Here is a 20,341-nt window from a genome sequence, read left to right as displayed (position 1 = left end):
AATTCGCTGCTCATATCGCATTCCGCCATCGCGGTCGGTGGAAATCAGGCAGCAGCCCAATTTCGTCGACGACCAGGCTCGTGCGTCGCTCGGTGACGAATTGCACCACATGCATTCAACGATCGCGAATAAATTCAGCATCACCGGATGCATACAGCTCACTCAAGAATGACACCCAAAGTTGGCGGGTCTGGCCCAATAACCTACAGCGGGGTCGCAGCCCCAGAAATCGGACCGGGGTCCAGACCCACCTCCCCTCGCGGAGATCATTGACACCTACAGCTTCGCATCGAAGGGGACGCCGCTCTTCCACATTTGCAAAAGGACCACAGCCATCTTGCGGGCGACAGCAACCCGAGCCTTGATGAAATTGGTCCTCGACATGAGGTCGAGCCCCCATGATCGAAGCCTACTCTCGGACTTGCATTGAGTCAGGATGAGCGTGGCCCCTATGATCAGATGATTCCGAGCCATCTTGTTGCCGAACCGTCCCACTCGACCTCGATGCGCAGTTGCACCTGACTGGCGGAGAGCAGGCGCAAGGCCGAGATACGGCCCGACGTCAGCATTGCGAGAGAAACGGTGCGGATCGCCAATCGCACTGTAGAACGAGAGAGCCGTCAACGGACCTACACCAGGCATCGTTTGAAGTATGGCGCAGACGTCGATGCTCTCTGCGAGGCTGCTCATCTCCCGATCAAGGTCAGCGAGCTGGCTACGAAGCACCTCACCCACCGTTACAAGTCTCATCAAGTCTGCTCGGACCGCGTATCCCTGCCTCTTTCGCTCAAGGAGCACTCTCGTAACCTCGAAGCGCAGCTTCCCAGGGCTGTTGCCGACACTCAAGCTTGCGCCATGACGGTGGAGGATCGAACGGATTGCGGCATCGGTGCGGATCCGGCAGTTAAGTATCGACCTGCGAACATTCAGTTGGATGCGAATATCATCCTGATCAGGTCGATTGATATGTATTCCTGCGCCAATCGATACACCCAACCGACCGAGTTCGGCCAAGCCCCGCGCATCGCTGGGATCTGTCTTTTGCCTTCGGATCGACAGGAATTTGCTCGACTTGCGCGGATCGACCACCCTTATCGGCAGCCCGCGATTGAGAAGCTTGCGCACTATGTGAACGCCCACGCCAGCCTCAATCGTGATGGCCTGCACCCTTTCGACACCGAAAACTCGAAGAATGTCTGTTACGGCACCGGCATTTGAGTCTCGAACGGCTTCGAGAAGGACGTTCCCAGCTCGGTCGATGAGGCAGATTGCACATTCAGCGTGGCCAGCATCAATGCCAACCCAGTAGTCAGTATCGGCGATCATTCCCACCCTCCCCACCATATTCAACCATCGCGCGCTGCCAAAGAAGTGGACCGATCTCGAGTAGGAATTGCCCTATCCATCCATAGAAATGCATAGGATAGAGTAGGATGACGAACGGCAAGATCCGAGACCGGCTGGAACAGCTCATAAAGGAGAATGGCGAGACCTACGCATCAGTGTCTCGCCTGCTGGGGCGCAACAGCGCATACATTCAGCAGTTCATGAAACGGGGAAGCCCAGCGCGCCTTGATCAGGCTGATGTTGTGAGACTTGCAGCATTCTTCGATGTCCCTGTTCGAGAGCTAGGGGGGAAGGCGACGAATAACAGGAAGGCAGCAACGCCGCTGGTTTTGCCGGTGAACATGTTCACCGATGGTGCAGGCAGGGCCGAAGGAAGGAGATTGGTGGATCGGAACTGGCTGGCACAAATCAGTTCGGAACCTGCGGGTGTCGAGGTGGTGGTTGTAGAAGGACATGCAATGTCCCCGACCGTCAGTGAGGGCGATGAAGTCTTTATTCAATTGCTTGGACGCAACGAGGCACTCCGTGATGGACTGTATGTGATACGCGGTGCTCACGAACATTTGATACGAAGGGTGGCGCTGGAGCCGAGAAGAGGTCGATACTCGATCCTGACCGACAGCCCCGACTTTCCCAACTGGACGAACCTGCCGCGTCGAGGCTTCGAGGTCCTCGGACGGGTGATATGGATCGGGAAGAACGTGCCGTAGGCGGGACTGCCAATGTTCAGTTCCAAGCGCTCGGAAGGTTTACAGCAATTTCGCATGTCATTGAAAACAAACGGGTCGATTTGGCATCGGTTTACACCAAAAAGCCCAAATTTCTGCGATTGTCGTCAGCTTGGGAAGCTGCTGCTCTACCATTGAGCTACACCCGCAGGGCCTGCTGCCGTGCAGGCGGCGCGGATTGGCAGCAAGGTCGCCCGAGGTCAAGCGTCCCGCTCACCCCCTCGCCCAACCCATTGCCATACCAGCCTTTCCATGCATCGCGTTAGCGACGCCAGGCGGTAATTGCGATTGTTGATGCGCGGGCTTGCCAAAAATTGCAAAATCCGATCTACTCGAAAAATAAACAAGAAGAGTTTGCACCTTCAACGAAAGGTGCGTGAGTGGGGAGGTTGCTTACATGAAGAAGCCCGAATTGTATCTCGGCGCGGCAGCAGTTGCGCTGTTCGCTTCGCCTGTCATGGCTCAAGACGCCGGAGATGATGCCGATACCGTCATCATCGTGACGGCGCAAAGGCAGGCGCAAAGCCTGCAGGAAGTACCGATCGCGGTCAGCGCTTTCGACTCGGAAGCGCTGGAATCGCAACAGATCGAAAACGCCAGCGATCTTCAGCTGACGTTGCCCAACGTCTCATTCACCAAGTCCAACTTCACCGCTTCGAGCTTTACCATTCGTGGTATCGGTGACCTTTGCGTGGGCGTAAGCTGCGACAGCGCGACCGCCATTCACGTCAATTCGGCGCCTCTGTTCGGCACGCGCCTGTTCGAAACCGAGTATTTCGACCTTGAACGGATCGAAGTTCTGCGCGGCCCGCAAGGCACGCTGTTCGGTCGCAACGCGACCTCCGGCGTGGTCAACGTCGTCACCGCCAAGCCGGACCTGTCGGGTTTCGGCGCCAGTGCCGAGTTCGAGTACGGCAATTACAACAGCATCAAGGCCAAGGGCATGGTCAACCTGCCGATCGGCGATTCGATCGGTGCCCGTGTTGCCGGCTTCTACCTCAAGCGCGACGGTTTCACCGAGAACCTGACGACCGGCGAAGATTTCGACGATCGCGACATGTTCGCGGTGCGCGGCTCGCTGCGCTTCGAGCCGGGTCCGGATACGACCATCGACCTGATGGCCTATTACTTCGAGGAAGACGACAACCGTTCGCGTATCCAGAAGCAGTTGTGCCAGCGTGACCCGACCGGCGTCCTCGGCTGTCTCAACGCCCGCCGCGACTTCGACAAGCTCAATGCGAACTCGACCTTTACCGGCACGCTCGGATCGTCCGAATTCCTGGCGGTCAACGGCATCCCGTCGACCTTCGGCCTCAACAGCCTTTACGGGCCGGACGCCTATTTCAATTTCGACGAGCCCAACGACGTTCGCAAGATCCGCACCGAGTTTGTTCCGGAATACTACACGGACGAGCTCCAGTTGCAGGCTCATATCGAGCACAACTTCGGTCCCATCCAGCTGGGCGTGACCGGTACCTATCAGGACACGACGGTCGATTCCCGGCAGGACTACAACCAGGGCGTCGGCGAGATCCCGAATGCTGCGCTGGCTTTCGGCACGCTCAACACCTTCGCCAATCCGCTGGCGGTGGGACCGGTCATCGCGTCCTATTTCCAGCCGGTTACGGAAGCCCTTTTCGATGGGGCCGGCAATCTGTGTACCTCGGACACCCGACTGGACAATCGCGGTTCCTATGAGGGTTTCCGCGTCTGTACGCCCAACGGCACCCAGTTCGACCGTTCGAACCAGGATCAGGAAAGCTTCTCTGTCGAGGCAATCGTTTCGTCCGATTTCGATGGCCCGTTCAACTTCCTGCTGGGCGGTATCTACGCTGAATCGGAAGTTGCGGAGAACAGCTATTACGTGAACGCCTTTGCGATCGATTACATCGCGGGCGTGCTGGGTTCGTTCACTTCGCTTGGCGGCGGTCTGGACCCGAGCTATCTTGCGACCTCGTTTTACCGCAACAACACCACCGACTTCAAACTCAAGAGTTTCGGCATTTTCGGTGAGGTCTACTACGACATCACCGACAGGCTGAAGTTCACCGGCGGTCTGCGCTATAACGACGACAAGAAGTCGATCGCGGCGCGCACCACGCTGGCGGCCTTCCTCAATCCGTACAGCAATGACGGCGATCCGTTCGACTCGCCTTATGTCGGAAGCTTCGATGCCGACTCGGGCGTCGCGGGCAACCAGCTGCTGCAGGAACGCGAGGTCGGTTTCGATGAGATCACCGGTCGTGCCGTGCTCGACTATTCGATCTCGCCGGACAATCACGTCTACGCATCCTATTCGCGCGGCTACAAGTCGGGCGGCATCAACCCGCCGCTTTCGCCGGTCTTCTCCGTGCCGGAGAGCTTCGGTCCTGAATCGATCGACGCATTCGAAATCGGTTCGAAGAACACCTTCGCGAATGGCGCACTGCAGCTCAATGCGACGGCCTTCTACTACAAGTACAAGGGTCTGCAGCTGAGCCGCATCATCGCGCGTACCTCGGTCAATGATTCAATCGATGCCAATATCTGGGGCATCGAGCTCGAATCGATTATCCGGCCGAGCTACAACTGGCTGATCAACATGAACTTCAGCTATCTCAATGCCGAGGTGGCTGGCGATCAGTTCTTCTCCAACCCGCGCGATCCGGGTGCCGGCGATCCCGACGCCGTGATCATCAAGGACATCACCAACGGCGCTCTGTGTGCGGTCACCGGACCCGCTCCGGGCGCAGCCGATGCCTTCGTCAACGGCTTCAACGCGGGGCTCAATGCCGCAACAGGCAGCACGCTTCAGGGCACGAATGAGTTCCCGGGAGATGGCAATATCGCTTCGAGCGGTGCATTCAGTATCTGCGGAAGCGGGACCGGAAATCCCCTTCAGCCAGGGGAGGTGTCGCTCACCAGTGCCGCACCTCCGGGCTTCACGGTCCTGAGCCCCGGCATTCAGGTCAACCTCAAGGGCAACAAGCTGCCGCAGGCGCCGACCATGAAGGCTTCCGTCGGTGCGCAATACACCCACGAGTTCAGCAGCGGCATGACGCTGGTGCCGCGCATGGACATCGCTTTCACGGGTGAGCAATATGGCAATGTCTTCAACGGCAACGTCAACCGGCTCGAATCCTTCGTGCAAGCCAATGCGCAGATCCAGCTCAATGCCGCCAACGAACGCTGGTTCATCCGCGGCTTCGTTCAGAACATCTTCGACAGCGACTCGGTCACCGGCCTGTACGTGACCGATGCGAGCTCGGGCCTGTTCTCGAACATCTTCACGCTCGATCCGCGGCGCTACGGCGTGGCGGTTGGCGTCAGCTTCTGACCTCGAGCCGGAGCACGGCGAGAAGGGGCGCTGCGGGAGACCGCGGCGCCCTTTTTCCATCATTGCGCGACCCTCTGCGATTGCCACCGGGTCCGCGTGTGCATAAGTATGCACAATCATGAGCAACGGCACTTACAAGACCACTGCCTGGGACGTCGCCGAGAAGGCCGGCGTGAGCCAATCGACGGTCAGCCGCGTCTTTACGGGCTCGACCCGGATCAGCGAGCCGACCCGGGAGAAGGTGCTCGCCGCGGCGCGGGCGCTCGACTACCTGCCCGACAAGCGCGCCTCCCGCCTGCGCAGCGGCCAGACCGGCGTCATCGCCGTGGTGGTGATCACGCGCGCGGAGGATAGCGCGCAGGAGATCAACCCCTTCGCCTACACATTGCTCGGCGGCGTGTGCCGCGCGGCGTCCGACCGCGGCTACGAGACGCTGGTTTCCTTCCAGGCGAGCACAGACCAGTTCTATGGCCGCTATGTCGAACAGCGCGACGCCGATGCGATGATCGTGCTGGGCACGACGCAGAATCCCGCTGCCTGGGAACACTTCCGCCCGATTCTGCAACAGGAATGCCGCGCGGTATGCTGGGGCCTGCCTCTCGACGAACCGCATTCGGTCCGCTCCGACAATGTGCAGGGCGGCAAGCTCGCGGCAGAGCATCTCTGGGAAAGCGGCTATCGTCGTCCGGTATTCCTGGGGCCGGTGGAAAGCGAGCAGCGCCAGTTCGCGGAACGCTTCAAGGGTTTCAGCGAGAGATTGCAGAAATTCGGCGGCAACGTGATCGCATCGCCCGAACTCTCTCGCCCCGACCGGGTCGGCCAGGGCCGCGAAGCGATCGAGAAACTCGCGGCAGATGGCACGCAATACGATTCGATCTTCGCCGCCTGCGACTTCATCGCACTGGGCGCGCTGGAGGCATTGACCCAGCGCGGTATTTCGGTGCCGGGCGACGTCGGCATCGTCGGTTATGACGGGCTCGCCGCGACTGCCCATGCCAGTCCCCCGCTCACCACCATCAAGCCCGATCTCGAGGAAGCCGGTCGCCAGCTTGTCGCCCATGTTCTCGACGAAGAGAGCGATGCGAACGGTTCGCTCGCGCCTGTCGAATTGATCGCGCGCGCCAGCACCCGGCGCGGCTGAGCGGGCCCGCTCTGGCTGCAAAACCTAGCGGAATCGCTGCTTGCGACTCATTGCGCGACGCGTCATGGGCACCGCAACAAGGAGAGTCATATGCGTCAGATCGACCATTTCATTGCCGGCGGTGCCGGCGAATCATCGGGCCGCAAGCACCAGATCTGGAACCCTTCGACGGGTGAAGTGCAGGCCGAAGTCGTCCTCGGCGATGCCTCGGTGCTCGACCGCGCCGTGGCCGAGGCCAAGAAGGTCCAGCCCGAATGGGCGGCAACCAACCCACAGCGCCGCGCCCGCGTCATGTTCGCATTCAAGGAACTGGTCGAGAAGCACAAGCAGGAGCTGGCCGAGCTTCTCTCCAGCGAGCACGGCAAGGTCGTCGACGATGCGCATGGAGACGTGCAGCGCGGCCTCGAAGTGATCGAGTTCGCTTGCGGCATCCCGCAGGCACTGAAGGGGGAATACACCCAGGGCGCAGGCCCGGGTATCGACGTTCTCTCGATGCGCCAGCCATTGGGCATCGGCGCAGGCATCACCCCGTTCAACTTCCCAGCCATGATCCCGATGTGGATGTTCGGCATGGCGATAGCAGCGGGCAATGCCTTCATCCTCAAACCCTCCGAGCGCGATCCCTCCGTGCCGGTCCGCCTCGCCGAACTCTTTGTCGAAGCGGGCGCGCCCGAGGGTCTGCTGCAGGTCGTTCACGGCGACAAGGAAATGGTCGATGCAATCCTCGACCATCCCGATATTCCGGCGATCAGCTTCGTCGGTTCTTCCGACATCGCGCAATATATCTATTCGCGCGGCACGGCGAATGCGAAGCGCGTGCAGGCTTTCGGCGGAGCGAAGAACCACGGCGTGGTCATGCCCGATGCCGATCTCGACCAGGTGGTGAACGATCTGACCGGCGCCGCCTTCGGCTCGGCGGGCGAACGCTGCATGGCGCTGCCGGTGGTCGTCCCCGTGGGCGAGGACACCGCCAACAAGCTGCGTGAGAAGCTGATCCCCGCGATCAACGCGCTGCGCGTCGGCGTTTCGAACGATCCCGATGCGCATTACGGCCCGGTCGTCACGCCCGAGCACAAGGCGCGCGTCGAAAGCTGGATCGACACCGCCGAGAAGGAAGGCGCCGAAGTCGTCATCGACGGACGCGGCTTCTCGCTCCAGGGTCATGAGGACGGCTTCTTCGTCGGGCCGACGCTGCTCGACCGCGTCACGCCCGACATGGAAAGCTACCAGGAAGAAATCTTTGGCCCGGTCCTCCAGATCGTGCGCGCCAATGATTTCGAAGAAGCGCTCAGACTTCCCAGCGATCACCAGTATGGCAACGGCGTCGCCATCTTCACCCGCAACGGCCACGCCGCACGCGAGTTCGCGAGCCGCGTGAATGTCGGCATGGTCGGCATCAACGTGCCGATCCCGGTCCCGGTGAGCTACCACAGCTTCGGCGGGTGGAAGCGTTCGGGCTTCGGCGACATCGACCAGTACGGCATGGAAGGACTGCGCTTCTGGACCAAGTCCAAGAAAGTCACCCAGCGCTGGCCCGACGGCGGTGGCGACGGCTCCAACGCCTTCGTCATTCCGACCATGGGGTAGTATCTGGCGGGAAAGGATTGCGGGGCGAAGCATTGGAGACTGCATGAAACAGATCAACCTTCTTCGCTCCGCCCTTCCCGTCACGCTGCTCGCGCTTGCAGCTTGCGCCCAGCCGGCGGATGACGCCCCAGACGGCGACGAAACGATGATGCCGGTCGAACCCGACGGCGGCATCGGAGACGGCGCCGGACCTCCGACGGATAGTGTGGCCGAGGGTATCCCGGCCGCGCTTCAGGGCCGCTGGGGACTGGTACCTGCAGACTGCACCTCCACGCGCGGCGATGCCAAGGGCCTCATCGAGATCGATGGCGAGAGCATCACATTCTACGAATCCCGCGCCGTCCTCGAGGAAGTCGAGACCTCGCAGCCCACCATGATCGCCGCCCGCTTCGCCTTCACCGGCGAAGGGCAGGAATGGACACGCGACATGACATGGCGCCTGTCGGACGACGGGAGCCAGCTGGATCGGTCGGAAACGGGTGAGGATGCCCTTGCCGAGCCGCTGACCTACACCAAGTGTGATACCGAAGGAGAAAATGCGTGAGACTTGCGCTTTCCACCCTCCTCGCCCTGCCGCTCGCGGCATGCGGTAGCTATGGCGAGACGACCTCCACCCCCACGCCCGGGCCCGATTATCAGGAGCGGGAAGCCGGGGCGGACGCTCTCTGCGATGCATCGGGCCTGCAGGACCATATCGGGCATACCGCGACCGCCGAGAGCGGTGAGAAGCTGCTCGAGCTTTCGGGTGCGCGCACGCTGCGGTGGGGTCCGCCGAACAGCGCCTGGACCATGGATTATCGCCGGGACCGCCTCAATGTGCGGTACGATCAGGAGATGGCGATCACGGCGATCACCTGCGGATGAGCGAGCGCCAGCGCACGACCAGCGGCTCGCCCTTCGAAGAGCAGTTCGGCTTCTGCCGCGCCGTGCGGGAAGGAAATCGCATCATCGTTGCGGGCACCGGACCGATCGAGGATGACGGGTCGAGCACGCCAGGCGACGCCGCGGCACAGGCCGCGCGCTGCTGCACGCTGATCGTGCAGGCGATCGAGGCACTCGGCGGCAGCGCCGAGGATGTGGTGCGGACGCGCATGTTCCTCACCGATTTCGACGATCAGGCGGCGGTCGGCGAAGTCCATGCGCGCTTCTTCGGCGAAGCCAAGCCTGCCGCAACGATGGTCGGCTGCGCATGGCTTTGCCGCAAGGAATGGAAAGTCGAGATCGAGGCTGAAGCAATCATCCCGGACTAGCTTTTCAGGGCCTTTTCTCCCCCGCCTCCCGACGTTAGAGCCGAGCACATGACAAACCAATTTGCACTTACCGACGACCAGCTGGCGATCCAGGAAATGGCCCAGCGGTTCACGGCAGACAACATCACCCCCTTTGCGGCGGAATGGGACGAGAAAAGCCACTTTCCCCGCGATGTGATCCAGCAAACCGGCGAGCTCGGCTTCGGCGCGATCTACGTGTCCGAAGCATCGGGCGGCATCGAACTGGGCCGTCTCGAAGCGGCGCTGATCATGGAGGCGATGGCCTATGGCTGCCCCGCCACCAGCGCCTATATCTCGATCCACAACATGGCCGCCTGGATGATCGACCGCTTCGGCGGTGACGATGTGAAGGCGAAGTTCCTGCCGGAACTCGTCACGCTGGAAAAGATCGCCAGCTATGCTTTGACCGAGCCGGGCTCGGGTTCCGACGCGGCGGCGCTGAAGACAACCGCGCGGCTCGACGGCGACCATTACGTGCTCAACGGGACCAAGCAGTTCATTTCCGGCAGCGGCTTCAATGACATCTATGTTGTCATGGTCCGCACGGGCGAGCACAAGTCCAAGGGCATCACCTGCCTGGTGGTGGAGAAGGACACGCCGGGCCTTTCCTTCGGCAAACCCGAAAAGAAGCTCGGCTGGAACGCCTCGCCCACCGCGCAGCTGATCTTCGAAGATTGCAAGGTACCGGTCGCCAACCGTGTGGGTGCCGAAGGCGAAGGCTTCCGCTTCGCGATGGCCGGGCTCGACGGCGGCCGCCTCAACATCGGTGCCTGCTCTTTGGGCGGCGCGCAGCGCTGTCTCGACGAGGCGGTGGCCTACACCAAGGAGCGCCAGCAGTTCGGCCAGCCGGTCGCCGATTTCCAGAACACGCAGTTCATGCTCGCCGACATGGCGACCGAGCTGGAGGCAGCCCGCGCGCTGCTCTACATGGCCGCCTGCAAGGTGAGCGAGAACGCGCCGGACAAGTCGCTCTTTTCCGCGATGGCGAAGCGGCTTGCGACCGACAGCGGCTCCAACGTGGTCAACAACGCGCTGCAGTTGTTCGGCGGTTACGGGTACCTCAAGGAATATCCGATCGAGCGGTTCTGGCGCGACCTGCGCGTCCACTCGATCCTCGAAGGCACCAACCAGGTCATGCGAATGATCGTAGGCAGGGATTTGCTGCGCCAATGACACAGGACGTTCTTTCTCACACCCACGGCGCGGCGGGGCATCTCAGCCTCAACCGGCCCAAGGCGCTGCATGCGCTTACACTCGACATGTGCCACGCGATGAGCGCGGCGCTCTCCGGATGGGCGGATGACGGTGCGGTAAAGGCCGTGATCCTCGACCATTCGGAGGGGCGCGGTTTCTGCGCCGGTGGCGACATCGCGTTCTTGCGCAATTCGGCGCTCAACGATGGCGGGAAGAGCGGCCGCGAGTTCTTCCATGACGAGTACCAGCTCAACCACCAGCTGTTCACCTATGACAAGCCCGTGGTCGCCTTCATGGACGGCATTACCATGGGCGGCGGCGTGGGCATCTCGCAGCCATGCAAATACCGCGTCGCGACCGAGAACACGCGCTTCGCCATGCCCGAAACCGGCATCGGCCTCTTTCCCGATGTCGGCGGCGGCTGGTACCTCTCGCGCATCGGCGGGCGGATCGGACAGTTCCTCGCGCTGACGGGTGCGCGGCTTGATGGCGCAGAGTGCCTCTGGGCGGGTCTCGCCACGCACTACCTGCCGGCCGAAAAGCTGGCCGAGGCCAAGGCGCGCATCAGCGACAATCCCGACCGGATTTCGGGCATATTGTCCGAACTGTCGGTCACGCCGCCAGAGGCGCGCATCGCCAAGAATGCCGACAAGATCGCCAAGCATTTCGCCTCCGACAGCTACGAGGACATCCTCGCCAGCCTCGAAAATGATGACAGCGAATGGGCAGCCAAGGAGCGCGACACGCTCGGCACGAAGAGTCCGCAGACCTGCAAGGTGGCGCTGCGCCAGCTGGCGGAGAGCGCCAAGCTCGATGATTTCGCCGACAACATGCGCATGGAATACCGCATCGCCAGCCGCGTGCTGACGCGCCCCGACTTTGCCGAGGGCGTGCGCGCGGTGATCGTCGACAAGACGGGTGACCCCAAGTGGAACCCGGCCACTCCCGAGGGCGTGAGCGAAGAGCTGCTCGACAGCATCTTTGCGCCGCTTCCCGCCGATGAAGAATGGAAACCCCTATGACTTACGAAACCATCACCGTCGAAACCGACGCGCAGGGCAATACGGGCGTGACGCTGATCACGCTCAACCGGCCCAAGGCGCTGAACGCGCTCAATTCGCAGGTGCTCGATGAACTGATCCAGGCGTTTGCCGCCTATCAAGCGGATGGCAGCCAGCTGTGCGCCGTGCTGACCGGATCGGGCGACAAGGCCTTTGCCGCGGGCGCGGACATCAAGGAGATGAGCGAGAAGGCTGCGGCCGATTTCTATCTCGACGATTTCTTTTCGCCCTGGACCTCCGAGATCGTCAAGAAGACGCGCAAGCCGTGGATCGCAGCGGTCAACGGCTTCGCGCTGGGCGGCGGGTGCGAGCTTGCCATGATGGCGGACTTCATCATCGCGTCCGAAAACGCGAAGTTCGGCCAGCCCGAAATCAAGCTCGGCGTTGCCCCCGGGATGGGCGGCTCGCAGCGCCTGACCCGCGCCATCGGCAAGTCCAAGTCGATGGAAATGTGCCTCACCGGCCGGATGATGGACGCCGAGGAAGCCGAGCGCAGCAATCTCGTCGCGCGCGTCGTGCCGCATGACGAGCTGATCGCTTCGACGCTCAAGACCGCAGCCACGATCGCCTCGATGCCGCCGATGGCGACCATCGCGAACAAGGAAATGGTCAATTCGGCCTTCGAAATGACGCTCGATCAGGGGCTTATCGTGGAACGTCGCATCTTCCAGATCCTCACCGCGAGCGAGGACAAGAAGGAAGGCATGGAAGCCTTCATCGAGAAGCGCGAAGGCCAGTGGAAGGGACGTTGATATGAAAATCGCATTTATCGGCCTCGGCAACATGGGCGGCGGGATGGCCGCGAACCTCGCCAAGGCGGGCCACGAAGTCCGCGCCTTCGACCTCAGCGAAGAGGCGCTCGCCCGCGCCAAGGACGCAGGATGCGCAACTTTCGGCTCGGCACGCGCCGCCGCTGAAGATTGCGAAGCGGTCGTCTCGATGCTGCCCAATGGCGCGATCGTGCGCGATGTCTACACCAGCGACATCATCGGACAAGCACCCCAGGGCACGGTCTTCCTCGATTGCTCGACCATCGACGTCGCCACCGCGAAGGACGTGATCGCGCTTGCCGAAAATGCCGGATACGACATGGTCGATGCGCCGGTCTCGGGCGGCATCGCGGCAGCCAATGGCGGCACGCTCACCTTCATGGTCGGCGGCACGGAAGAGGCTTTCGAGCGCGCCAAGCCGATCCTCGAGGCGATGGGCAAGGCAGTCATCCACGCCGGTGAAGCCGGCGCAGGCCAGACCGCCAAGATCTGCAACAACATGCTGCTCGCCATCACCATGATCGGCACGGCAGAAGCGATGAAGATGGCCGAAAGGCTCGGCCTCGACCCGCAGAAGTTCTACGAGATTTCCTCTCAGTCCTCCGGCTACAACTGGTCACTCAATGCCTATACGCCGCTGCCCGGCGTCGGCGTCGAAAGCCCGGCTGACAACGACTACCAGGGCGGCTTCGCGACCGCGCTGATGCTCAAGGATTTGCGGCTTGCGATGGAAGCGGCGGAAACCTCGGATTCCGCCGTGCCGCTCGGTTCGCGCGCGGCGTCGCTCTACGAGGATTTTGCCGGTGCCGGAAATGGCGGGCTCGATTTCTCGGCGATCATCAAGACCTATTCGTAGCGCCTACCGGTCGATCTCGGCCAGCACCCGCCCGAGCCATTCGCGCGGCGCCTGTCTGCGTCCGATATCGGCGACGAACTCCTGTCCGCGCGCAACGCTCTTCAGTCGTCCGCCACGCAGCCAGCGATCCGCACGGTCGTGGTAGGACAGCCCCCCGCGCTTCAGCCAATCGGGCCGCTGCCATAGCGAAGGTGGCCCTCCTTCGACCGTCAGCCGCAAAGCCTCGCTCGCGCGGTTCGCTGTCCGCCCCGGACCGCGATAGATAACATCGTTCTTGTGATGCATCGCCAGCGCATGCGGGTGGCCGATCTCGACCAGCTCCTGCGGTGCGCCCTCCCCCAGCGCGATGATCTCTTCGACCTCGAGAAAGCCGAAGATGCGGTGATGCGGTTCGCCCGTATCTTCTTCGCGGAACAGGCCGAAGAAGAGGAATACATCGCCTTCGCCCACGCCCTGCCGCTCGAGGTGCGTCTGCGCCGCGCCGCACTGGCCGAACAGGCACTCGCCCGCTTCGGTGAACATCGGATCGTGGTGGCAGAGGTCGTCCGCGCCCAGCTTGCCCCGGCTCGCCCTGGCCGCATGCTCGCCCAGCCCCAGCGCACCATAGCTCGTTTGCGATGCCGCGCCCGCCGGGATCGGCAGGCTTACCGGGCGCCCGCCAACGATCGGCGAAGGCCCACCACCAGAGGCACTGTCGAAACCCTTGCGAGAGAAGATGATCCGCATGGCTGTGCCTGCTGCCCGTCCGGGCGACACAAGACAAGGGGATGACAGGACTTTGCCTGAAACGAAATCGGGCCTATTGGCGCTCACATGGAAAACAAGGTTACCGCCCTCATCATGGCCGGAAAGCGGTCCGGCGTTCACGACCCGCTCGCCCAGCGCGCCAATGTTTCGCAGAAATGCGTGGTTCCGGTGCGCGGCGTGCCGATGATCGAGCGCGTCGTGCGCGAGGTTGCCGCTTGCGACAAGATCGGCGCGATCCACGTCGTGGCGCATGATACGGATGAAATCGCGGTCCTGCCGACGGTCGCCAGGCTGATGGAGGAAGGCCGGCTGCACTTCCGCGAAGGCAAGTTCAACATCGTCGACAGCGTGTTTTCGGGCGCGGAAGGGGCCAATTTCCCGCTGCTGATCACGACCGCCGACAACTGCCTCGTCACCTCGGACGGCTATGGCGAGTTCATCGACAAGGCGATTGCTGCCGAGGCAGGCGCTGCCGCAGCGCTCGCCCGCAAGGAAGACGTGAAGGCGGCCGATCCCGAAGGGCAGAAGAAGTTCTACGAGTTCACCGACGGCGGCTATTCCAACTGCAACATGTACTGGATGGGCAGCCGCGAAGCGCTTTCCGCTGCCGAGATCATGCGTCAGGGCGGCCAGTTCGTGAAGTTTCCCAAGCGCATCGGCCAGGCATTCGGCTGGATGAACCTCGTGCGGTTCTATCTCGGCTGGGGCACGAAGGAGAAGATCTTCGAACAGGTTTCGCGCCGCTTCGGCTTCAAGCTGGTCCCCATCGTCATGTCGAAGGGCGATTTTGCGATCGACGTCGATAACGAGCGCACTTTCGAAGTGACCGAGCGCGTGTTGGCAAAGCGCGAGGCCGCGGCGGGCTGAGGCTCGCAAGCTTTCGCGTCATGAAGCGCCTGTGGCAGAATATCGGCTGGCTCCTCGGGGGGCGCGGCTTCAACGCGGTGATGAGCCTCGTCTACCTCGCGCTCGCTACGCGCACGCTGGGTCTCGACGGGTTCGGCCATTTCGCCATCATCATCGCGCTGGGTCAAGCCGTCACCGGCATGGCCAATTTCCAGACCTGGCAGTTCGTGGTGCGCTGGGGCGCAGGCGAGGAGGGTCCGGGAGAGGCGACCGGCTTTGCCATAGCGCTCGACATGCTGTCGGTCGTGATGGGAACGATCGCCGCCGTGATCCTCGTCGCCACGGCGCAGCTGTGGCTGCCGCTGCCCGATGACCTCCTACCCATCACGCTGATTTACTGCGTTATTTCCCTGCTATCGATCCGCACCACGCCGACGGGCCTGCTGCGGCTGCGCTTCCAGTTCGGCAAGGCGACTGCGGCAGAGGCGGTCCAGCCCGCGATCCGCGCGGCCGGTGCGATCCTCGCCTGGTTCCTGGTGCCCAATGTGATCGGCTTCGTGCTCGCCTGGGCGGCATCCGAAGTCGCTGTAGCCCTCGCGCTCTGGATCGTGGCGGCGCGTCAGGAACCGATCGACCTCTCGCAAATCAGCCTCCGCAAGATTCCGCGCGACCACCCCGATGCCTGGCGTTTCGTCTGGGCGACGAACATGACCGGCAGCCTCAATATCGCCGCCAAGCAACTCATGATCCTGCTGGTCGGGTCGCTCGGCGGGCAGGCGCTGGCAGGCGGCTTCCGTGTCGCGAGCCAGCTGGGTCAGGCTCTGGTGCAGCTCGCCCAGACCGTGTCCAAGGCGATCTATCCGGAACTGGTCCATGCCAAGGAAGAGGCGCTGCTGATGGCAAGGCGCATGGCGAATATCGCCCTGATCGGCGGCGCACTCGCGGTGTTGGTTGCCCTGTTCGCGGGACGCTGGGCGCTCGAAGGAATCGCAGGGCCCGAGTTCGGCGGCTTCTACTGGGCGATGGTTATCCTCGCGATTGCAGGCGCGGTCGAACTGGTCGGCGCGAGCCTCGAAAGCCTGCTGGTCTCCGCCGGCAAGGCGCACACCGCCTTCATAGTGCGGGCCGTTCCCACCATCCTCGCGCTGGTCCTGCTCGATGTCGCGATCGACTGGAACGGTGCCAAGGGCGCGGCATTCGCCGTACTCGGATCGAGCGCTCTGGCAGTGATCGGTTTCTACGTCGCGATGCTCAACATGCAGCAGATCAGGATCACGGTCGAAACGCCCGAGGACCAGAAGCCGGTCTGATCATCGCGCCTTTCAGCCAGATCAACTTTCTTCCCGCGATTGCGAGATTTGCAGGATTCGCGCCTCTTCGGCACTTCGGCTCATGCCGATGACATGGTCGACGCCCTCGACGGTGATGGCCAGCGTCCCGTGCTCGGTCACATCGACATAGCCCTTCGATTTCAAATACCAGACGTGGAAGTCGAAGCTCTCGTCAGAGCAATCGAGATGTTGCTGCACGAAGTAGCGGATGACGCCGGGATCCTCGGCGTGCTCGCGGCGGCGCTTGTAGAGAAACGCGAGCATTTTTTCGTGGGCCTCTGCATCGTCAAGCGCACCGCGCTGGTCGATCGAGGCGTCCTCCGGCTTCGCCTCGGCCTTGTACGCGGTCGGCCGGTGAATACGGTGCTGTTGATCGTATTCGTCGCGCTTCTCAGGATCGCGCAGGATCCTGTAGGCCTCGTTCAGCGCCTGGAACATCTCGACATCGGCGGTCTCGGGATGATCGGGATGATAGAGTTGGGCGAAGTGCCGATATGCCTTCTCGAGCATCTTGGCGTCGCAACTGGGATCAACCTTCAGGAGTGCGTAACAATCGACGAACTCGCGTCCGTTTTCCATCGCCAATACCTCATCGGTCCAGTTCTATCGTCCCACCTCCATTTTTCGGAGTCTGGGCGCGGATCAACATAAAGGCGATACCCGACAGGGATTCCTCGCGTGGGCGGTTCAAATTGTCAAAGTAAACCGCCGCGTTTCGTGCGGATATTCTCGACCATAGCAAAACGGCCTGCCGATCTGCCTGGTCCGAATATTCAGAAGTGGCGGAGTGTAGGGAGCGCCCCGGCGCGCCCTACTCCCCGGTCGTGGTCCAGCTCAGTACCGGTTTGCGTGCCGCCTGCGTTTCATCCAGCCGGCGACGCGGCGCGAAATAAGGTGCCTGCTTCATGCTCTCGTCGCCCGCCCTCGCCCGTTCGGCCACGCTGCGCAGTGCCATGATGAACTGGTCGAGCGAGGCCTTGCTCTCGGTCTCGGTCGGTTCGACCAGCATCGCGCCGTGGACCACCAGCGGGAAGTACATCGTCATAGGGTGATAGCCCTCGTCGATCAGCGCCTTGGCAAGGTCGAATGTCGAGAGGTCGTCGCCGAAATCCTTGTCGCCGAACAGCGCCTCATGCATGCACGGGCCGCTATCGGCGAAGGGCGCATGGAGCAGGTCCTCCATGCTTCTGAGGATGTAGTTCGCGTTCAGCACGGCATCCTCGGCGACCTGCTTCAATCCGTCGGCCCCATGGCTGAGGATGTAGGCGAGCGCGCGGGTGAACATGCCCATCTGTCCGTGGAAGGCAGTCATCCGACCGAACGCAGCGGTATGGCCGAACTCGTCCGCATTTTCTTCCTCGACGAGATGCACCACGCCGTCTTCGGTACGCGCGGTGAAGGGTAGCGGACCGAAGGGCGAAAGCGCTTCGGACAGCACCACCGGGCCCGAACCCGGGCCGCCGCCGCCATGCGGGGTGGAGAAGGTCTTGTGCAGATTGATGTGCATCGCATCGACGCCAAGGTCGCCGGGGCGTACCTTGCCGACGATCGCGTTGAAGTTCGCGCCATCGCAATAGACGAAGCCGCCTGCCTCATGCACCGCGTCCGAAATCGCCTTCATGTCGCGTTCGAACAACCCGCAGGTGTTCGGGTTGGTGATCATCACGCCCGCAACATCGGGGCCTAGGCGTGATTTGAGCGCTTCCAGATCGACGCGGCCCTCGGGCGTCGCCGGAATATCCTCGACCTTGTAGCCGGCGAAGGCAGCCGTGGCAGGATTGGTGCCGTGCGCGCTCTCGGGCACGAGGATCACTTCACGCGCATCACCGCGCGCCTCGAGGGCGGCGCGGATGCAGAGGATACCGCAAAGCTCCCCATGCGCGCCCGCCTTGGGGCTCATCGCCACACCATGCATGCCGGTGAGTTCGATCAGCCAATGCGCGAGTTCGTTGATGACTTCCAGCGCGCCGCGCACCGTGCCGGTCGGCTGCAGCGGGTGCACATCGGCAAAGCCGGGCATGCGCGCGACCTTCTCGTTGAGCCGCGGATTGTGCTTCATCGTGCAGCTGCCGAGCGGGAAGAGACCAAGGTCGATGGCGTAGTTCTGGCGCGAGAGGCGCGTGTAGTGCCGCACGGTTTCAGGCTCGGTCAGACCCGGCAGGCCGATGGCTTCGCTGCGTTCGAAACCGCCGAGCCTTGAGGAAGCGCCCTCCTCGATATCCGGCAGGTCGACGCCGGTCTTCTCGGGATGACCGATTTCGAACAGCAGCGGTTCCTCGAGCATCAGGGCGCGATTGCCGGTTGCGGTCTGATAACCTTCGCGCCGCTCGGGCGTCATTTCGGGCTTCCAGCCGCTCTTGTTGGGCGCGTTCATGCCAGTTCTCCTTCGAGCGCTGCGGCAAGCGCTTCGATATCTTCCTCGCTCGTCGTCTCGGTTACGGCGACGAGCAGCGCGTCATCCAGTCCGCCCGACTGCGGGTACAGCCTGCCGAGCGAAACGCCCGCGAGAATGCCTTGATCGGCGAGCTTGCGCACAAGCTCGCGCGCGTCGCGACCGACCTGGATCGTGAACTCGTTGAAGAAGGTGTCGTTGAGCACCGTGACGCCCGGCACTTTCGCGAGCCGATCGGCAGCCTTGCAGGCGAGGGAGTGGTTCCATGCGGCAAGCCGCCGCAGCCCTTCTTCGCCAAGCAGGGTCATGTGCACGTTGAAGGCCAGCGCACAGAGCCCCGAGTTGGTGCAGATATTGCTCGTCGCCTTCTCGCGGCGGATATGCTGCTCGCGCGTCGAGAGCGTCAGCACGAAGCCGCGCTTGCCCTCCGCATCGACTGTCTCGCCGCACAGACGCCCGGGCATCTGCCGGACATGCTTGGGGTCACGCACGGCAAAAAGACCGAGGTACGGCCCGCCGAATTGCAGACCCACACCGATCGACTGGCCTTCACCCACGACGATGTCCGCGCCGAGTTCGCCGGGCGACTTGATCGCGCCCAAAGCAACCGGTTCGGTATTGACCGCGATAAGCAGCGCGCCCTTTTCATGCGCCGCTTCGGCGATCTGCGCGAGGTCGGGAATACGCCCCAGAATGTCGGGATATTGCACCACGACGCAGCTGGTCCGATCGTCGATCCGCGCGATCAGCCCGTCATTGTCGGGTGCCGGCTGGATGGCGACCGGCGCGTCCGCGATCTCGTCGCCGGTAAACTTCGCCATGGTCCTGACGACCTCGGCATAGTGCGGATGCAGCGCGCCGGAGAGGACCGCGCGATTGCGCTTGGTCACGCGGCTTGCCATCGCCACCGCTTCCCAGCAGGAGGTCGAGCCGTCATACATCGACGCGTTGGCGACCGCGCAGCCATAGAGCTTGGCGACCTGTGTCTGGAACTCGAACAGCATCTGCAGCGTGCCCTGCGCGATTTCCGGCTGGTAGGGCGTGTAGGCGGTCAGGAACTCGCCGCGCTGGATGATGTGATCGACGCTTGCCGGAACATGGTGGCGATAGGCCCCCGCCCCGAGGAAAAACGGCGCATCGGCTGCCGCCAGGTTCTTCTTCGACAGGCGGCGCATGTGCCGCTCGACCGCCATTTCGCTGGCATGGAGCGGCAGGCCTTCGATCGGGCCTTTCAGCCGTGCCTCTTCGGGCACGTCGACGAACAGGTCATCGATCGAGGACGCGCCGATCGTTGCGAGCATGTCGCTCCGGTCGGTATCGGTGAGAGGTAAATAGCGCATAGTGGATCCTGTCGTCCCTTGGGAAAGGCGGGAAGAAAGTTATAGCCCGTCGACGAAGCTCTTGTAGCCGGCTTCGTCCATCAGCCCTTCGAGCTGCGACTTGTCGCCGATCGTCATGCGGAAGAACCAGCCTTCCTCTTCGGGCGATGTGTTGACCAGTGCCGGATCGTCTTCGAGCGCGGCATTGCCTTCGGTCACTTCGCCGCTGATCGGCGCATAGACGTCACTCGCCGCCTTGACGCTTTCGACCACCGCCGCATCGCCGCCCTTGTCGAGCATGGTGCCGACTGCGGGAAGCTCGACGAAAACGATGTCGCCCAGCTGTTCCTGCGCATAATCGGTGATACCGACCGTGGCGCTTTCGCCTTCAACGTCGATCCATTCGTGTTCATCGGTAAAGTAACGCGGCATTGT

At 62.5% G+C, this 20,341-nt stretch carries 19 protein-coding genes; 13 read left to right on the top strand and 6 right to left on the bottom strand.

What is annotated here, in order from left to right; genetic code table 11:
* Positions 1–276 precede the first annotated feature (276 nt).
* Positions 277–1,326, bottom strand: a complete 1,050-nt coding sequence (locus CCE89_RS09360; protein WP_159456633.1) for an IS110 family RNA-guided transposase — start codon at positions 1,324–1,326, stop codon at positions 277–279.
* A gap of 107 nt (positions 1,327–1,433) precedes the next feature.
* Here CCE89_RS09360 and CCE89_RS09355 point away from each other — a divergent pair, with 107 nt between their 5' ends.
* From CCE89_RS09355 to mmsB, 11 genes are all read left to right on the top strand, one after another.
* Positions 1,434–2,057, top strand: a complete 624-nt coding sequence (locus tag CCE89_RS09355) for a S24 family peptidase (RefSeq protein ID WP_086437745.1) — start codon at positions 1,434–1,436, stop codon at positions 2,055–2,057.
* Between the two features lie 415 nt (positions 2,058–2,472).
* Positions 2,473–5,391, top strand: a complete 2,919-nt coding sequence (locus tag CCE89_RS09350) for a TonB-dependent receptor (RefSeq protein ID WP_086437744.1) — start codon at positions 2,473–2,475, stop codon at positions 5,389–5,391.
* Positions 5,392–5,509: 118 nt separating this feature from the next.
* Positions 5,510–6,532: a LacI family DNA-binding transcriptional regulator gene (locus CCE89_RS09345; protein WP_086437743.1), complete on the top strand. Its 1,023-nt coding sequence runs from the start codon at positions 5,510–5,512 to the stop codon at positions 6,530–6,532.
* A 90-nt stretch (positions 6,533–6,622) separates the two neighbouring features.
* Complete coding sequence (locus CCE89_RS09340) at positions 6,623–8,119, top strand: CoA-acylating methylmalonate-semialdehyde dehydrogenase (protein ID WP_086437742.1); 1,497 nt, start codon at positions 6,623–6,625, stop codon at positions 8,117–8,119.
* A 43-nt stretch (positions 8,120–8,162) separates the two neighbouring features.
* Positions 8,163–8,663, top strand: a complete 501-nt coding sequence (locus CCE89_RS09335) for a hypothetical protein (protein WP_200810317.1) — start codon at positions 8,163–8,165, stop codon at positions 8,661–8,663.
* Positions 8,660–8,983 (top strand): I78 family peptidase inhibitor, encoded by a 324-nt coding sequence (locus tag CCE89_RS09330; RefSeq protein WP_234990024.1) that lies wholly within the window; start codon positions 8,660–8,662, stop codon positions 8,981–8,983. The genes CCE89_RS09335 and CCE89_RS09330 overlap by 4 nt, the downstream gene beginning before the upstream one ends.
* Positions 8,980–9,369 (top strand): RidA family protein, encoded by a 390-nt coding sequence (locus CCE89_RS09325; RefSeq protein ID WP_086437741.1) that lies wholly within the window; start codon positions 8,980–8,982, stop codon positions 9,367–9,369. Before CCE89_RS09330 ends, CCE89_RS09325 begins: the two co-directional genes overlap by 4 nt.
* 48 nt (positions 9,370–9,417) lie before the next feature.
* A complete protein-coding gene (locus CCE89_RS09320) occupies positions 9,418–10,563 on the top strand; it encodes an acyl-CoA dehydrogenase family protein (protein WP_086437740.1) in 1,146 nt (381 codons plus the stop codon).
* Positions 10,560–11,606, top strand: a complete 1,047-nt coding sequence (locus CCE89_RS09315) for an enoyl-CoA hydratase/isomerase family protein (RefSeq protein ID WP_086437739.1) — start codon at positions 10,560–10,562, stop codon at positions 11,604–11,606. Before CCE89_RS09320 ends, CCE89_RS09315 begins: the two co-directional genes overlap by 4 nt.
* Positions 11,603–12,397, top strand: a complete 795-nt coding sequence (locus CCE89_RS09310; RefSeq protein ID WP_086437738.1) for an enoyl-CoA hydratase-related protein — start codon at positions 11,603–11,605, stop codon at positions 12,395–12,397. The genes CCE89_RS09315 and CCE89_RS09310 overlap by 4 nt, the downstream gene beginning before the upstream one ends.
* The gene (mmsB, locus tag CCE89_RS09305; RefSeq protein ID WP_234990044.1) at positions 12,282–13,271 is read left to right on the top strand and encodes a 3-hydroxyisobutyrate dehydrogenase; all 990 of its coding nucleotides are present in this window, start codon (positions 12,282–12,284) and stop codon (positions 13,269–13,271) included. Before CCE89_RS09310 ends, mmsB begins: the two co-directional genes overlap by 116 nt.
* A 3-nt stretch (positions 13,272–13,274) precedes the next feature.
* On the opposite strand, the gene CCE89_RS09300 is transcribed toward mmsB, so the two are convergent.
* A complete protein-coding gene (locus tag CCE89_RS09300; RefSeq protein WP_086437736.1) occupies positions 13,275–13,997 on the bottom strand; it encodes an Nmad3 family putative nucleotide modification protein in 723 nt (240 codons plus the stop codon).
* Positions 13,998–14,084: 87 nt separating this feature from the next.
* Between CCE89_RS09300 and CCE89_RS09295 the strand changes: the two genes are divergently transcribed.
* Complete coding sequence (locus CCE89_RS09295) at positions 14,085–14,885, top strand: NTP transferase domain-containing protein (protein WP_086437735.1); 801 nt, start codon at positions 14,085–14,087, stop codon at positions 14,883–14,885.
* 20 nt (positions 14,886–14,905) lie between these two features.
* Entirely contained in the window at positions 14,906–16,174 is a 1,269-nt protein-coding gene (locus tag CCE89_RS09290) for a lipopolysaccharide biosynthesis protein (RefSeq protein WP_086437734.1), read from the top strand.
* Positions 16,175–16,195: 21 nt separating this feature from the next.
* Here the strand turns inward: CCE89_RS09290 and CCE89_RS09285 are convergent, their stop codons facing one another.
* The 4 genes from CCE89_RS09285 to gcvH all read right to left on the bottom strand — a co-directional run bounded on the left by CCE89_RS09285 (position 16,196) and on the right by gcvH (position 20,338).
* Positions 16,196–16,774 (bottom strand): J domain-containing protein, encoded by a 579-nt coding sequence (locus CCE89_RS09285; RefSeq protein WP_086437733.1) that lies wholly within the window; start codon positions 16,772–16,774, stop codon positions 16,196–16,198.
* 232 nt (positions 16,775–17,006) lie between these two features.
* Positions 17,007–18,569, bottom strand: coding sequence for an aminomethyl-transferring glycine dehydrogenase subunit GcvPB (gcvPB, locus tag CCE89_RS09280; protein ID WP_086437732.1), 1,563 nt, complete (start codon positions 18,567–18,569; stop codon positions 17,007–17,009).
* Positions 18,566–19,927: an aminomethyl-transferring glycine dehydrogenase subunit GcvPA gene (gcvPA, locus tag CCE89_RS09275; protein ID WP_086437731.1), complete on the bottom strand. Its 1,362-nt coding sequence runs from the start codon at positions 19,925–19,927 to the stop codon at positions 18,566–18,568. Before gcvPA ends, gcvPB begins: the two co-directional genes overlap by 4 nt.
* Positions 19,928–19,966: 39 nt before the next feature.
* Entirely contained in the window at positions 19,967–20,338 is a 372-nt protein-coding gene (gene gcvH, locus CCE89_RS09270) for a glycine cleavage system protein GcvH (protein ID WP_086437730.1), read from the bottom strand.
* Positions 20,339–20,341: the final 3 nt, after the last annotated feature.

The sequence above is a fragment of the Altererythrobacter xiamenensis genome (assembly GCF_900177715.1).
Taxonomy (GTDB): Bacteria; Pseudomonadota; Alphaproteobacteria; order Sphingomonadales; family Sphingomonadaceae; genus Erythrobacter; species Erythrobacter xiamenensis.
The sequence above is the reverse complement of the archived record's forward strand: the minus strand, read 5'-3'. Positions and strand labels throughout refer to the sequence as shown.